Raw genomic sequence first — 14,243 nt, 5'->3', positions numbered from 1 at the left:
CTGCCGTTCGACTTGCATGTGTAAAGCATGCCGCCAGCGTTCAATCTGAGCCAGGATCAAACTCTTCAGTTCAATCTCTGTTTTCCAACCTTGCGGTTGGGGTCACTCACTCAAAATACTGACGAATCTCTTTCGAGATTACGTTTAATATTTGTGCGAGCGTTAGTACTAATAATTTGAGTTGCAGCGCTTTAGTTAAGAAACCAAGCGCCGGGCAAATCTCATCTAACGCCCACACTTATCGACTGTATGTTTTTAAAGAAGTGCTGATCTTTCGATATCGACGAAGCGTTGTGTTCGTCAGCAGCAGAGAAGCGAGATTATGTGGCATTTCGTTTGAATCGTCAACCCCTCGTTTCTTTTTCCTTTGCTGCGAGCAGTACTCAGCAGCGCGGGGACAGAACTATAGCCGAAGCCAACAGCGTCTGGCAAGGGTAAAATATCCCCTTTGCCGTTAATGTTTTTATCATGACCATCCTGCTCACTACCCTCAATGCCCGCTATACCCATGCTTCGCTGGGATTGCGCTACCTGCTGGCCAATATGGGGGAATGGCAGGAGCAAACCAAAATCCAGGAATTCGTTATCGGCGCCAAGACCACTGAAATTGTCGAGCGCATCCTGCAGCACCATCCCAAGATTGTCGGTTTCGGCATCTATATATGGAATGTCGAAGAAACCAATAAAGTCGTCGGCATGCTCAAGCGCGTGGCGCCGCACGTTACTGTAGTCTTGGGCGGCCCGGAAGTATCCTACGAAACCAATGAACAAGACATCGTCAAACAGGCCGATTACGTAATCACGGGCTGGGGCGACGTCACGTTCCCTAAACTGTGCAGTGAAATCCTCAACGGCCCAAAGCCCATCATGAAAGTGCACGCGGGCCACCAGCCGCCGCTGGCCGACATCAAGCTGCCCTATTCGCTGTATTCGGATGACGACATCAAGAACCGCACCATTTATGTGGAGGCATCGCGCGGCTGCCCGTTCAAATGCGAATTCTGTCTGTCTGCGCTGGACAAGACCGCGTGGCCATTCAATATTGACGCCTTCCTGGCCGAGATGGAATCGCTGCACCAGCGCGGCGCGCGCCTGTTCAAGTTTGTCGACCGCACGTTCAACCTGAATATCAAGACCAGCCTGAAGATCATGCAATTCTTCCTCGATAAGCTGGCCGCGAATCCGGACGACCCGGTCTATGCCCACTTTGAACTGGTCCCCGACCACTTGCCGGACGCGCTGAAAGAAGGCATCAGCAAGTTCCCGCCCGGTGCACTGCAATTCGAAATCGGCATCCAGAGCTTCAACCCGGAAGTGCAAACGCTGGTCAGCCGCAAGCAAGATAACCAGAAAGCCGCCGACAACATCCGCTGGCTGTGCGACCACTCGACGGCCCACATGCACGTGGACTTGATTGCCGGCCTGCCCGGCGAAACCGTGGAAAGCTTTGCCGCCGGCTTCAATAAGCTGTGGGCGCTGGGCCCGCACGAAATCCAGTTCGGCATTTTGAAGCGCTTGCGCGGCACGCCCATCATCCGCCATACGGAGCCATTCGGCATGGTGTTCGACCCGCATCCGCCGTACACCATCCTGGCCAACCAGCATATCGACTTCCCCACCATGCAGCGGCTGGTGCGCTTTGCCCGCTATTGGGACCTGGTGGCCAATTCCGGCCGCTTTACCAATACCCTGCCCGTGTTATTAGGCGACACACCGTTCGAGCACTTCATGGCCTTTGCCGACTGGCTGTATGCCAATACAGACGCCACCCACCGCATCGCGCTGGACCGCCTGGCGGCCATGGTGCAAAAGTGGCTGGTGCAGCGCGGCATGGATGCGCACGAAGCGACAGCGCTGGTGGCCAGCGACGTGGCGACCGGCAAAAAACACACGCACGACACCCCGAAAGCCGCCGCCCCGCAGCGGCAAGTGCGCCACCTGGCAGCTTGACATAACGGGTCTGTACGGCTCTTAACCGAGCCGTAACCGCACGCAATTGCTCCGAAGTGGCGCCAGGGAACAAACTCCCTTACACTTGAGCTTATGCCCAGCCCTCCCGCACCGTCTTTACACGTCAGTCCCGAGGTTGTTACTGCCAGCGGGACATGGCAAGTGCACGCGCTGGCCAACCGCCACACCGTCAAAGCCGTGCAAGCGTCGCTACAGCAAGCGAAAGGCAAGTCCGTACGCTGGGACTTGACGGGTATCGCCGCGCTGGACCACATCGGCGCGCAAATGCTGTGGAACGCGTGGGACAAAAAGCGCCCCGCCAACCTGAAACTGGCCGACGGCCACGACGAATTCTTCAAACGGCTGGAAAGCGCCGGCCGGCTCCAGTTACAGCGCCCGCGCACGCACCGCCTGACGTCTGTCATGAAGCTGGGCTTCGCCGTGATGGGCTTTTTCGAGCACTTGCTGGGCTTCGTGAAGCTGATCGGGCAAGTCACGCAAGACATCTTCCGCTTTGCCCGCAACCCGATGCGGGGCCCCTGGCGCGAAATTTCCGCCAATATTTATCACGCGGGCTTTGAAGCACTGGGCATCACGGCCCTGGTAGGCTTTTTGATCGGCGTCGTGCTGTCGTTCCTGTCTGCCCAACAATTACGCACCTTTGGCGGCGACATTTACCTCGTCAACTTGCTGGGCATGAGCATCATCCGCGAACTGGGCCCGCTGCTGGCCGCCATCCTCGTGGCAGGCCGCTCCGGGTCCGCCATTACCGCGCAACTGGGCGTCATGCGCGTGACGGAAGAACTCGACGCGATGCTGGTGATGGGCATATCGCACGGCTTCCGCCTGATCCTCCCCAAAGTCGTCGCACTGGCCATGTCGCTGCCATTGCTGGTGATCTGGACCGACGCCATGGCGCTGATCGGCGGCATGGTCTCGGCCAAGATCGAACTGAATTTATCGTCGCGCTACTTCATACAAAAATTGCCGGATGCCGTGCCGCTGGCGAATTACCTGATCGGCCTCGGTAAAGGCGTCGTGTTCGGCATGCTGATCGCGCTGGTGTCGTGCCACTTCGGCCTGCGCATCAAGCCGAATACGGAAAGCCTGGGCCACGGCACTACGACGTCCGTCGTGACAGCGATCACCGTCGTGATCCTGGCCGATGCCGTGTTTGCCATTGTCTTTAACGGGGTGGGTTACTGATGAACGACGACATCAAACCCACTGAAGACCCGTGCGCATGCCCCGAAGGCAGCGGCGAGCTGACACTCGACGGCAGCGTACCCGTGGTGCAAATCACGAACCTGCACACCCGCTTTGGCCGCACGGTGGTGCACCAGGACGTGAACCTCGACATCGAGCAGGGTGAAATCATGTCCATTGTCGGCGGTTCCGGCACGGGTAAAACCGTGCTGCTGCGCCAGATGCTGGGATTGGAGCGCCCCACGCGGGGGTGCGTGCGCATCTTTGGTGAAGACATCAGTGAAGCCAACGCCGAACATTTACAGCAATTGCGTAACCACTGGGGCATGCTGTTCCAGCAGGGCGCCCTGTATTCTGCCTTGACGGTGTTCGACAATATCGCGCAGCCGCTGCGTGAATTGCGCACCCTGCCCGACGACGTCATCCGCGACGCCGTGCTGTTGAAAATGAACATGGTGGGACTGGGGCCCGAACATGCGAACAAGATGCCGGCCGACCTTTCCGGCGGCATGATCAAGCGCGTGGCACTGGCGCGCGCCCTCGCGCTGGAACCACAATTACTGTTCCTCGATGAGCCGACTGCCGGCCTCGATCCGGATTTGTCTGAAAGTTTCGTTGCCCTTATCAAGTCGCTGCACCGTGAATTGAACCTCACCGTGGTGATGGTCACGCACGACCTTGACACGTTATTCGCACTGTCGACCCGCATCGCCGTGCTGGCGGAAAAGCACGTGATCGCCGTCGGCCCCACGCGCGACGTGATCAAAGTCGACCATCCGTTTATCAAAGAATTCTTCCTCGGCGGCCGCGGCAAGCGCGCACTCGCGGCGCTCGATGAGAAGAACAAGGAGTAGCTATGGAAAACAGATCGCACGCCCTGATGACCGGCTTCTTTACGCTGACATTGCTGACGGCAGCCATCTTGCTGGGCATCTGGTTCAACCGCGACCGCGTGGAACGGGACCCGTACATGATTGCCACCACGCTGTCGATCCCCGGCCTTAATCCCCAGGCGGCCGTGCGCTACCGGGGCCTGGAAGTGGGCAAGGTCGATGACATCGACTTCAATGCCAAGGTGGCGGGGCAAATCCTGATCCACCTGTCGATCGATCCGGACACCCCGGTCACGAAAACCACGTATGCGACGCTGGGCTACCAGGGCGTCACGGGCATCGCCTATGTGCAGCTTGATGACGAAAAGACCGGCTCTCCGCTGCTGGGCACCAGCAAGAAAAATCCGTCGCTGATTCCGCTGCAGCCTGGCCTGTTCGACCAGCTGGAAAAGCGCGGCAAAGCCATCCTGTCGAAAGCGGAACAAGTAGCGGATCGCATGAACAGTTTGCTGGATGACGACAACCGCAAAGCCATGGTGCAGGCATTCAGCGACGTCAGTGAAACTGCCCGCGCTTATCGCGAATTGCCTGCGAAAATGCAGCCCGCGCTGGACAAGCTGCCGGCGCTGGTCCAGCAAGCCAACGGCACGCTGGCTTCCGTCAACCGGCTGGCGGACGATGCGAAAAACATCACCACCAGCCTGCAAGGCCCGAATGGCGCCATTGCGCGGTTGAATAACACGGTGGACCGGGTCGGCCTGTCGCTGGAAACCGTGGCAGGCGGCGTGGAGCTGGAAACGCTGCCCAATATCAATGCACTGACCGATGAAACCCGTTCGTCGATGCGCTCCGTGCGGCGCGCCATGAATACGCTGAACGAACGGCCGCAAAGCATCTTGTTCGGCAATGCGGAGACGCCGCCAGGACCGGGCGAACCGGGATTTGCCGCGCCGGACGGCAGACACTGATTGCCGCTTGCCACTGCTGATGTCGCCGAACCGTGCAGCGAGCGTTATCATTGCGGGTTGCCGCGGCCAGCGCCCCGGCAATACCTGCCGGACACCATACGAGGACTCACGATGAACACCCCAACCATCCGCCGCCTGAGCACTTTGCTGACGCCGCTGTTGCTGCTGGGCGCCTGCGCATCGAAAGCGCCCGCGCCTGCCGTGTATGACCTGGGTCCGCTGCCGGCCGTGCAGGCAACACAAACCGCCGCCATGCCTGCCGCGCTGATCGTGTCGGACGTCAGCGGCCCTGCTTCGCTGGACAGCAACCGCATGGTGTACCGCCTGCTGTATGCCGATGCGCAGCAGGCGCGCCCCTATGCGCACAATAACTGGAGCGTGACGCCGCTGCAGTTATTGTCGCAGCGCCTGAAAGGCCGCATTGCGCAAGCCGGCGTCAAGGTGCTGGCCACCACGGATGCGGCAGTGGGCTTGCCGCTGCTGCGTCTTGAAGCCGATGATTTCAGCCAGCATTTCGACAGCGCCACACACAGCACGGGCCAGGTATCGCTGCGCGCTTCGCTGTTCCGCAACCACAAGCTGGTCGACCAGCGCACGTTTACCCGCAGCACCGACGCGCCCAGCGCCGACGCGGCAGGCGGCGCCCGCGCACTGGCCGCCTCCACCGATGCGATAGCCGCTGACATCGTCGTGTGGCTGAACGCATTGCCGCAGCAGTAAAACATGATGAATCAGCCCGTCCCCACGCAACCGACAGTGCGCCAGCGCGCGCCGTCGCCGGTGGCGCGCGCCACCCTCGTTGCGTATGCGGCGCTGATCGTCTACGCCAGCTGGTATCCATTCTCCGGCTGGCATAACCAGGGCCTGTCGCCCTTCATCTTCCTGCAGCACACGGCAATGCCCCGCTACTGGACGCGCTTTGACGCGATCATCAACGTGGTCGGCTATATCCCGCTGGGTACGCTGATCGTGTATGCGCTGTATCCGCGCGTGCGGCGCGTGTGGGCCTTCCTCGTAGCGGCGCTGGCTGGCGCGTTTATTTCCGGCCTGATGGAAGCTGTGCAGACGTACTTGCCCAGCCGCGTATCGTCCAACCTGGATTTTTATACCAACACGGCCGGCGCTACGTTTGGCGCGTTGCTGGGCGTGCTGACGGTAACGCGCCTGCTTGAAGGCAGCCCGCTGTACCGGATGCGGCAGCGCTGGTTTGTCCAGCATACGAGCCAGGGACTGGTGCTGATGGGACTGTGGCCGCTGGCGCAAATTTATCCGCAAAGCTTCCTGTTCGGGCATGGACAGATTTTGCCTATCTTGTCGGACTGGATGTCGGAATGGCTCGACATGAGTATCGACCTGGTGGAATTGCTGCGGCCCGGCGTCGAATTGACGGTGGAACAGTACTGGCTGTCGGAAACCATCGTCACGGCATGCGGCATGGTGGGCGCCGGCCTGACGCTGCTGTGCCTGACGCGCCGCCCATCACCGCGCGCGTGGCTGCTGGCGGCACTGGTGGCATCCGCCATTGTCATGAAATCCCTGGCGACGGCCCTGCTGTTTTCGCCGGAAAATGCGTTTGTCTGGGTCACGCCGGGCGCCCAGGGCGGCTTCCTGATTGGCGCCATTATGCTGTCCGGGCTGGTTTTCGCGCCGCACGTGGCGCAGCGGCGGCTGGCCGCCATCACCATCGTGCTGAGTTTATTGATTGTTAATACGACACCACTGAACCCGTATTTCCTGTCGACTTTGCAGGGCTGGGTACAAGGGAAATTCTTGAATTTCAACGGCGCCGCGCAATTCCTGGCCGTCATGTGGCCATTCTTCGCGCTGTGGTTCCTGCTGTTGCCATCCCATAAGCTGAACAAGCAATAAGCGCTGTGCCCGGGGGACAGGTATCATAGCGGCCTGGAAGATAAGCGAGGCGGATGATGAGCGACGACAACAAACCCTATTTCGAGCGTCACGTGTTCTTTTGCATGAACAAACGGGACGACGGCCGCAACAGCTGCGGCGACCATGGCGCGGAAACCGCGCAAAAACACGCGAAAAAGCGCTGCAAGGAACTGGGCATCAATGGCCACGGCAAAGTCCGCATCAACCAGGCGGGCTGCCTGGACCGCTGCGACGAAGGCCCGGTCATGGTGGTGTACCCGGAAGGCACGTGGTACACCTATGTGGATACCACCGATATCGATGAAATCATCGATTCCCACCTGGTGGGCGGCAAGCCCGTGGAACGACTGAAAATCTGACCCTATGCTGAACAAAACTTCTGAACGCTTCACTATTGCCGGCGGCGCCGGCTTGATGGAAGGGATGATCGATATGCCGCTTGACGGCGCCGCGCCGCGCGGTATCGCGCTGGTGGCCCACCCGCACCCGCTGTATGGCGGCACGATGGACAACAAGGTCGCCGTCACGCTGATGCGCACCTTTGTCGGCCTCGGCTACGTCGTGGCCCGCATCAATTTCCGTGGCGTGGGCGCGTCCGAAGGCGTGCATGACCATGGCCATGGTGAAACGGATGACATGGGCGTGCTGTACCAGTACATGACGCAAAAGTTCCCTGGCTTGCCGGTGGCGCTGTCCGGTTTCTCGTTCGGCACCTATGTGCAATCACAGCTGGCCAAACGTTTGGCGGAGGCGGGCACCCCTGCCCAGCGCCTGGTGCTGGTCGGCGCGGCAGCCGGCAAATGGGCGATGGCCGATATCCCGGCCGACACAATCCTGGTCCACGGTGAGCTGGATGACACGATTCCCCTGTCGGCGGTACTGGACTGGGTTCGCCCGCAAGACATTCCCGTCATCGTGATTCCGGGCGCCGACCACTTCTTCCACCGCAAGCTGGGCCACATTAAATCGTGGGTGCAGGCGCTGTGGCGAAATGACGCCGAAAATGACGTCAAAAGCGGCCAAATGAGCGACTCCGGCGAGGATTGAACCTCTATAATGTCGGCCATTCTTCACACCAACCAGTATTCCGCAACATGAAAAAATACCTCGCAGCACTGGCCACCAGTGTGCTGTTGGTGACTTCCGCAGTCGCCCAGACTATCCCTGCCCCAACCATCGCGGCCAAATCCTGGCTGTTGCTGGACATGACGAGCGGCCAGATCATCGCGTCGCAAGACCCGAATGCCCGTGTGGAACCGGCATCGCTGACGAAAATCATGACGGCCTATGTGACGTTCCAGGCCATCCGCGACAAGAAACTCACGCTGGACCAAAAGGTCAACGTATCCGTCAAAGCATGGAAAGTTGATTCCAGCAGCTCGAAAATGTTCATTGACCCGGCCACGCCCGTGTCAATTAACGACTTGCTGTACGGCTTGATGGTGCAGTCGGGTAACGATGCGGCAGTCGCCCTGGCGGAAGCCGTGGCCGGCGATGAAGGCACGTTCGTCACGCTGATGAACCGCGAAGCGCAGCGCATGGGGCTGACCAACACGCATTTCGCCAACCCGCACGGCTTGCCGAGCCCGGACAACTATTCCACCGCGCAAGACTTGTCCGTACTGGCCAAGCACGTGATCAAGGATTTCCCGGATTTCTACAAGATCGATTCGGTCAAAAGCTTTACCTACAACAAGATCACGCAGCCTAACCGCAACCGCCTGCTGTGGCTGGACCCAACCGTGGACGGTATGAAAACCGGCCATACGGAAGCCGCCGGTTATTGCATGATCGCATCAGCCAAGCGCCCGAACGGCACCAATGGCGACCGCCGCCTGATTTCCGTGGTGCTGGGCACCGCGTCGGATGGCGCCCGTACGGCGGAAAGCCAAAAACTGCTGAACTGGGGCTTCCAGAACTTCGACACGGTCAAGCTGTATAGCAAAGGCCAGGTGATCGACAATCCGGAAATCTGGAAAGGTTCGCTGAACAAGGTGAAAATCGGCTTCACGCAAGACGTGCTGGTGACGGTGCCGAAAGGCGTGGCGCAGAAAATGAAGCCGCAGCTGGAGCGCAAGGATCCGCTGGTGGCGCCGTTGGCGGAAAACACCCGCGTGGGTTCCGTCAAGATGGTGGTCGATGGCAAGCCGCTGCTGGAATTGCCGGTCGTGACGCTGGAGCCGGTAGGCCAGGCATCGATCTTTGGCCGCGCGATCGACTCGGTCCGCCTGTGGCTGAAGTAATCTAGCCGTCCATCGAGTGATGCAGCGCTTCCTGTGCCCACTGGAACGCTGCATTACTCGTTTCCCCCAGCGTATCGGGATCGATGCCCTGCCCCAGCGCGATTTCCGCCGCGCGTCCTACCTGCCCTTTTTCGACTTGCAGCGCCAGCATCAGGTACGGTCCATATGGCCCGTCACTGCGCAACAGCACGTCCCGCACTTCGTCCGATAAATGCATCTTGTCCAGGATCGCGGACATTGGCATGCCCAGCAAGATATCGAACAGCGACAGCAAGCCGACAAGGAATAATTCATCGCGCTGCGCCTGCGGCAAGTTCGCCACGATTTCCAGGAAACGCGCCCGCTGCAGCGCCACTTCCAGCAGCGCTTCATCGCGCGCATTGTTGCTGCCAAGGCGGAACATCGACACCGTCAGCCACCGGTACAGATGCGAACGTCCCAGCACGATAATCGCTTCCTTCAGGCTGGTGATTTTCGCGTGATTGCCTGTCGTCGGCGCGTTGGCCCACTTCAGCACCTGGAACGCCAGTCCCGGGTCTTGCTTGGCCACGTCCACCAGTTCACTGACTTCCGCATCCGTGCGCAACAGATTCAGTAACTCGATCGACGTCAGGCGGCTCTGGTCGATTTTCGCGTCCGGATCGACCTTGTCCGGCGTGGTGAGGAAATACCCCATGCAAAAATCACAGCCCCATGCCAGGCACATGCGCTGTTCATCCCAGCTGTTGACGTTTTCCACGACGATTTTCAGCGCCGGATACGCGGCCCGCAATTGCTTCAATAAAGCCTGGAATTGCGGCAGCGAACATTCGGACAAATTCAGGAAAACAGCATCAGCCTGCTGCAGCAGCGGCGCTTCTTCCGGCGACAGGCTGGCGCCTGCCAGCGCCGTATGGCAGCCATCTTTTTTCAGTGCAGCCAGCCGCGCAGCCAATTCCATCGGGCCGAACGAAGGATGACGGCGCTCGATGATGAACAGCGTATTGGGCGCCACGACACCGGCGTGGTGGCGCCCATCGATCCCTTCGGCGCTGATGCGCAATGCCGCCATGCGCCGCGTCGTAAATTCCTTCAATTCGATGGCTTCCAGCGCTTCAAAGAACGCATATTCCGTCGGTTTGGGGCGCTTGCCGCCAGCCTGGAACGTAAAGCGGTAGCCGCACAGCCGGTGTTTTTTATCGACGATTTCTTCGCGGAACAGCATGGCGTCCGCATCGGCATAGCTCAATGCCGTATCCGTTCCGGCAGGGGCCGCCGAAGGTGCTGCGGTAGGCGCCGCGGTAGGGATGGGAGCGCGCGCCTGGGGCGCCGGGCCTTCATCTTCGTCCTCTGCCTTATTGTTCAAAAACGAGAATAGACCCACGGCCACACCTCCCGCTGCCAAGCTTGCTGATGGAAACCCGCAGAAAAATGATACATGGGAAATCCATTCGGGAAACACTTATTGCTGAAAAAATTAGCACGCCGGCGGGCTGATGCAACACTGCCTTGGCCACCGTATAATCAGCAGGCTGTAGCGCTACCATCACGACACCAATACGGACGACACCATGACCACCCACCGCACTGATTTATCCGCCCCGGCCATCACCACGTATGCAGGAGGTTTGCAGCTGTCGCGCATAGTCGCGGGCATGTGGCGGATGACGGAATGGGACATGGCGCCGGCGCAGCGGCTGGAATTGATCGAACAATGCCTGGCACTGGGCGTGACGAGTTTCGACCATGCGGATATTTATGGCGACTATGGCGTGGAAACGCTGTTTGGCGAAGCGCTGGCGTTAAAACCTTCGCTGCGCGACAGCATGCAAATCGTCAGCAAATGCGGCATCAAGCTGCTGTCGGCCAAGCATCCTTCCCACACCATCCAGCACTACGATACATCAGCGGCGCACATTGCCGCCTCCGTGGAAACGTCGCTGCGCGCGCTGCGCACGGATTACCTGGATTTGCTGCTGATCCACCGCCCCGATCCGCTGATGGATTTCGATGACATCGCCGGCGCCTTCACCCGCCTGCGTGAACAGGGCAAGGTCAAACACTTCGGCGTGTCGAACTTCAGCCGCCACCAGTTTGAAGCGCTGAACCGCCGCATTGCGCTGGCAACGAACCAGGTGGAATTCTCGCCGCTGCACCTGGCGCCGATGTTTGATGAAACGTTTGATGGCTTGCAGGACCTGGGCGTGGCGCCGATGATCTGGTCGCCGCTGGGTGGCGGCCGCCTGTTCTCTGGCGGTGATGCTGCGGGCGAGCGCCTGCGCGCGGTGATCCAGCGCGTGGCCGATGACGTGCAGCGCCCGTTCGCCTCGGTCGTGTTTGCGTGGATTATGCAATTGCCTTGCCGTCCCGTGCCGCTGACGGGCTCCGGGCGGATTGCCGCCATTGCGGAAGCCGTGGAAGCCACGGAATTCACGCTGAGCCGCACGCAGTGGTTTGAAATCCTGCGCGCGGCGCGCGGCCACGAAGTGGCGTAATTACAGGTCTTCGTTACCGTACACGATGGGAGGAGCAATCCCCTTCCATCCCGATTTCCACGCCAAATTCAGCGCCAGCGTGCCGATCACGTACACGACGAAGAACAGGGCAAAGAACGACGTCGTCAGCCAGGCGAACAGCGCCAGGCAAGCCACCAGCACCACCAGCGCGGCTTTGCTTTTCTTTTGTTTGGAGCTGGGGAAACGGATGGTAGACACCATCAGGAAACCCACCACCAGCAACAGCAGCACAATCAAATAGCCATGCAGCGCCGTGGTAGCGGGTTCCGGCCACGCGACGACGGCCGATGCCACGCAGGCGGCGCCGGCAGTAATCGGCATCCCCACAAAGAATTTCGGGTCCGTGCGTCCCACCATGACGTTGAAACGGGCCAGGCGCAGCGCCCCGCAAGCGACAAAAATAAAGCTGGCAATGCCGCCGATACGCAGCAATTGCGCGTGATCCTGTCCCAGCAGCACAAAGCCATAGCAATACAGCAGCACGGCAGGTGCGCAGCCAAAGTTCATTACGTCGGCAATGGAATCGAGCTGCACGCCGAACTCTGAACTGGTGCCCGTGGCGCGGGCGACAAAACCGTCCAGCGCATCGAAGACGCCGGCCAGCACCAGCAGCGCGGCCGCCATTTGGTAATCGTGCGCATCGCCGATATAGGCATTGTCGACGGAAATGACGATGCTGCCAAAACCGCAGGCAATCGACAGCAACGTGACAAAGCTGGGCAAAGCAAACTTGGCGCGCTGTAAGCGCCGCTTGGGTAAAGTCATCTAGTTACGAATCGCTAAGGTTGTTATCCGCTTATTTTACCGTGCCGTATAAGCCCGTCTTGATTTGTAACAAACGTAAGCTGCGTCGTCCTGGTAGAGCACTGGCTTAAAATCAAGACAAGGAGGCCATCATGGACGCGACACTCCGGTGCAAACCCTTGCTGCTGGCTGCGATACTGTGCGCCACGCTGGCTGCCTGTGGCGGCGGCAGCGGCGGCGGTAATGGTACGGCCAGCACCGCCACGCCTACACCCACTGTTATTCCCCAAGCCCCGGGCGCCCCTGTGCAAACAGGGGACGCCGCTACCGATGGCTATAACTGGATTAACTTCCGCCGCCAGCAAGTGGGTTTGTCATTCCTGGCGCGCAATGCCCTGATCGAAACCGCCGCGCAAGGGCATTCCGATTACCAGCGCCTGAACAACACCATCACGCACGAACAGACACAGGGCAATCCTGGTTATACGGGCGCCACCTTGCCGCAGCGGCTGACGGCAGCCGGTTACCGCCTCACCGGCAGCTATGTCTATGGCGAAGTGATTTCCGCCGCTGGCCAGACTTCCGGCTTTTATCACGCGGAAGAGTTGATCGGCGCGATTTACCACCGCTTCGTGATTTTCGAACCGGCGTTTCGCGATATGGGCGCAGGCGCCGCCACCAGCAACAATTACACGTATTTCACGGCAGACTTCGCGGCCAGCGGCGGCTATGGTCCTGGTGTCGGACGGGGCAACGTGGCGCACTACCCGGCCACCAGCCAGACCATGGTGCCCACGAACTTCTTCAGCGACAGTGAAGCGCCGGACCCCGTGCCGGACCGGAATGAAGTCGGCTATCCGATCAGCGTCCATGGCGACGTCACGTCGACTGTCACCGTGCAAACGTTCACCGTGCGCCAGCGGGGCGGAGCGGATTTGCCCACGCGCCTGCTATCGAATGCGGCGGACAGCCACACGCCGAAATCCGCCGCCGCCATCATCCCGCTGGCCGTCTTGAAATCCAATACTGTCCATGACGTCACGTTTACCGGCACCGTCGACGGTATAGCCGTCAGCCTCAATTGGTCTTTTACAACAAGATAATCGCCGTTGCGATGCACCAACGGGCACCGGTCTGCTATCGTGTTGTATCAGACATCCATTCAGACACGACGCGCGAGACTGGAATGACTACTTACGCCGATCCCGGCGAATCACCTGCCATACAGCACATCCTCAATGCCGAGGAAGGACTGGAGCGCCTGATGGGCGACCAGCGCCTGTACATGCAAATGCTGCGCCGCTTCCGCCAGGATTACCAGCACGTGACGGGCCAGGTAAGGCAAGCGCTGGCGCAAGGCGATACGGAAGGAGCGCAGCGCCACATTCACAGCCTGAAAGGCGCCGCCGGCATGATCGGCGCACAGGAATTGCAGCAATTGGCCCTGATGACGGAACGGGGTTTCCTGTCTGCAGGACTGGAAGTGCAGGCGAGCCTGGAATTGTTGGACGCCGCCCTGGCCGGCTTGCTGCGCGTGCTGGACGCCTACCTGCAAGACACAGTGGATGGCCCCGGCGTTGCCTGCCAAGCGTGTGCACCGGCCACGCCGGAGCACCGCGCGCTGCTGGCGCGGCTGGCATTGCTGCTCGACGAGGGAAATGGCGATGCAATCGATGTGCTGGAACAATCCGCCACGGAACTGGCGTCGTGCCTGGGGGTGGCGAAGTTTCAGGAGGTAGCGTCTGCCGCGCACCAGTTCGATTTTGAAGGTGCGCTGGCTGCGCTGCAGCCGGCATTGGCCGGCTAGCGCACGCTTGCAGTCACTGTACTGCGTTATTTTGTGTATTCGTCTTCTTCGTCAAAAGCGTCGTGACACTCTTTGCCGCAGAAGCGTTTCACGCTATCTACCGGCCG

The 14,243-nt window shown here is 59.9% G+C and carries 14 protein-coding genes and 1 rRNA gene; 12 read left to right on the top strand and 3 right to left on the bottom strand.

Annotation, left to right across the window (positions count from 1 at the left end; translation table 11 throughout):
• Positions 1–72 (bottom strand): 16S ribosomal RNA (locus GM668_RS26645); the annotation flags it as partial.
• Positions 73–468: 396 nt separating this feature from the next.
• Here GM668_RS26645 and GM668_RS26640 point away from each other — a divergent pair.
• The 9 genes from GM668_RS26640 (at position 469) to GM668_RS26600 (ending at position 9,090) form a co-directional block, all read left to right on the top strand.
• The gene (locus GM668_RS26640) at positions 469–1,950 is read left to right on the top strand and encodes a B12-binding domain-containing radical SAM protein (protein WP_155442000.1); all 1,482 of its coding nucleotides are present in this window, start codon (positions 469–471) and stop codon (positions 1,948–1,950) included.
• Between the two features lie 93 nt (positions 1,951–2,043).
• Positions 2,044–3,156 carry an MlaE family ABC transporter permease gene (locus GM668_RS26635; protein WP_155441999.1) on the top strand — a complete coding sequence of 371 codons (1,113 nt, stop codon included), beginning with the start codon at positions 2,044–2,046 and terminating at the stop codon, positions 3,154–3,156.
• Positions 3,156–4,010, top strand: coding sequence for an ABC transporter ATP-binding protein (locus GM668_RS26630; protein ID WP_155441998.1), 855 nt, complete (start codon positions 3,156–3,158; stop codon positions 4,008–4,010). Before GM668_RS26635 ends, GM668_RS26630 begins: the two co-directional genes overlap by 1 nt.
• 2 nt (positions 4,011–4,012) lie before the next feature.
• On the top strand, positions 4,013–4,957 hold the full coding sequence (locus GM668_RS26625) for an MlaD family protein (protein WP_155441997.1): 945 nt from the start codon (positions 4,013–4,015) through the stop codon (positions 4,955–4,957).
• A gap of 111 nt (positions 4,958–5,068) precedes the next feature.
• Positions 5,069–5,677, top strand: a complete 609-nt coding sequence (locus tag GM668_RS26620; RefSeq protein ID WP_155441996.1) for an ABC-type transport auxiliary lipoprotein family protein — start codon at positions 5,069–5,071, stop codon at positions 5,675–5,677.
• 6 nt (positions 5,678–5,683) lie between these two features.
• Positions 5,684–6,826, top strand: a complete 1,143-nt coding sequence (locus tag GM668_RS26615; protein ID WP_155442011.1) for a VanZ family protein — start codon at positions 5,684–5,686, stop codon at positions 6,824–6,826.
• 56 nt (positions 6,827–6,882) lie between these two features.
• A complete protein-coding gene (locus GM668_RS26610; RefSeq protein WP_155442010.1) occupies positions 6,883–7,206 on the top strand; it encodes a (2Fe-2S) ferredoxin domain-containing protein in 324 nt (107 codons plus the stop codon).
• 4 nt (positions 7,207–7,210) lie between these two features.
• Positions 7,211–7,894, top strand: a complete 684-nt coding sequence (locus GM668_RS26605; protein ID WP_371868784.1) for an alpha/beta hydrolase — start codon at positions 7,211–7,213, stop codon at positions 7,892–7,894.
• A gap of 47 nt (positions 7,895–7,941) precedes the next feature.
• Positions 7,942–9,090, top strand: coding sequence for a D-alanyl-D-alanine carboxypeptidase family protein (locus GM668_RS26600; RefSeq protein WP_155441995.1), 1,149 nt, complete (start codon positions 7,942–7,944; stop codon positions 9,088–9,090).
• 1 nt (position 9,091) lies between these two features.
• On the opposite strand, the gene GM668_RS26595 is transcribed toward GM668_RS26600, so the two are convergent.
• Complete coding sequence (locus tag GM668_RS26595; RefSeq protein ID WP_170305854.1) at positions 9,092–10,453, bottom strand: EAL and HDOD domain-containing protein; 1,362 nt, start codon at positions 10,451–10,453, stop codon at positions 9,092–9,094.
• 187 nt (positions 10,454–10,640) lie between these two features.
• Between GM668_RS26595 and GM668_RS26590 the strand changes: the two genes are divergently transcribed.
• Entirely contained in the window at positions 10,641–11,564 is a 924-nt protein-coding gene (locus tag GM668_RS26590) for an aldo/keto reductase (RefSeq protein ID WP_229499945.1), read from the top strand.
• On the opposite strand, the gene pssA is transcribed toward GM668_RS26590, so the two are convergent.
• Positions 11,565–12,350: a CDP-diacylglycerol--serine O-phosphatidyltransferase gene (gene pssA / locus GM668_RS26585; protein ID WP_155441994.1), complete on the bottom strand. Its 786-nt coding sequence runs from the start codon at positions 12,348–12,350 to the stop codon at positions 11,565–11,567.
• A gap of 131 nt (positions 12,351–12,481) precedes the next feature.
• On the opposite strand from pssA, the gene GM668_RS26580 reads away from it, so the two are divergent.
• On the top strand, positions 12,482–13,432 hold the full coding sequence (locus GM668_RS26580) for a CAP domain-containing protein (protein ID WP_155441993.1): 951 nt from the start codon (positions 12,482–12,484) through the stop codon (positions 13,430–13,432).
• Positions 13,433–13,515: 83 nt separating this feature from the next.
• Entirely contained in the window at positions 13,516–14,136 is a 621-nt protein-coding gene (locus GM668_RS26575) for an Hpt domain-containing protein (protein ID WP_155441992.1), read from the top strand.
• Positions 14,137–14,243: the final 107 nt, after the last annotated feature.

Origin of the sequence: Pseudoduganella ginsengisoli (assembly GCF_009720865.1) — a bacterium.
In the GTDB taxonomy this organism is placed as follows: Bacteria; Pseudomonadota; Gammaproteobacteria; order Burkholderiales; family Burkholderiaceae_D; genus Rugamonas; species Rugamonas ginsengisoli.
This window is presented reverse-complemented; position numbering and strand designations above follow the sequence as displayed.

Excerpts from the sequence above, each read along its gene's own strand:
- GM668_RS26580 (WP_155441993.1), top strand. The coding sequence starts at position 12,482 with ATGGACGCGACACTCCGGTGCAAACCCTTGCTGCTGGCTGCGATACTG.
- GM668_RS26630 (WP_155441998.1), top strand. The coding sequence starts at position 3,156 with ATGAACGACGACATCAAACCCACTGAAGACCCGTGCGCATGCCCCGAA.
- GM668_RS26575 (WP_155441992.1), top strand. The coding sequence starts at position 13,516 with ATGACTACTTACGCCGATCCCGGCGAATCACCTGCCATACAGCACATC.
- GM668_RS26615 (WP_155442011.1), top strand. The coding sequence starts at position 5,684 with ATGAATCAGCCCGTCCCCACGCAACCGACAGTGCGCCAGCGCGCGCCG.
- pssA (WP_155441994.1), bottom strand. The coding sequence starts at position 12,350 with ATGACTTTACCCAAGCGGCGCTTACAGCGCGCCAAGTTTGCTTTGCCC.
- GM668_RS26620 (WP_155441996.1), top strand. The coding sequence starts at position 5,069 with ATGAACACCCCAACCATCCGCCGCCTGAGCACTTTGCTGACGCCGCTG.
- GM668_RS26610 (WP_155442010.1), top strand. The coding sequence starts at position 6,883 with ATGAGCGACGACAACAAACCCTATTTCGAGCGTCACGTGTTCTTTTGC.
- GM668_RS26605 (WP_371868784.1), top strand. The coding sequence starts at position 7,211 with ATGCTGAACAAAACTTCTGAACGCTTCACTATTGCCGGCGGCGCCGGC.
- GM668_RS26600 (WP_155441995.1), top strand. The coding sequence starts at position 7,942 with ATGAAAAAATACCTCGCAGCACTGGCCACCAGTGTGCTGTTGGTGACT.
- GM668_RS26640 (WP_155442000.1), top strand. The coding sequence starts at position 469 with ATGACCATCCTGCTCACTACCCTCAATGCCCGCTATACCCATGCTTCG.
- GM668_RS26635 (WP_155441999.1), top strand. The coding sequence starts at position 2,044 with ATGCCCAGCCCTCCCGCACCGTCTTTACACGTCAGTCCCGAGGTTGTT.
- GM668_RS26625 (WP_155441997.1), top strand. The coding sequence starts at position 4,013 with ATGGAAAACAGATCGCACGCCCTGATGACCGGCTTCTTTACGCTGACA.
- GM668_RS26590 (WP_229499945.1), top strand. The coding sequence starts at position 10,641 with ATGACCACCCACCGCACTGATTTATCCGCCCCGGCCATCACCACGTAT.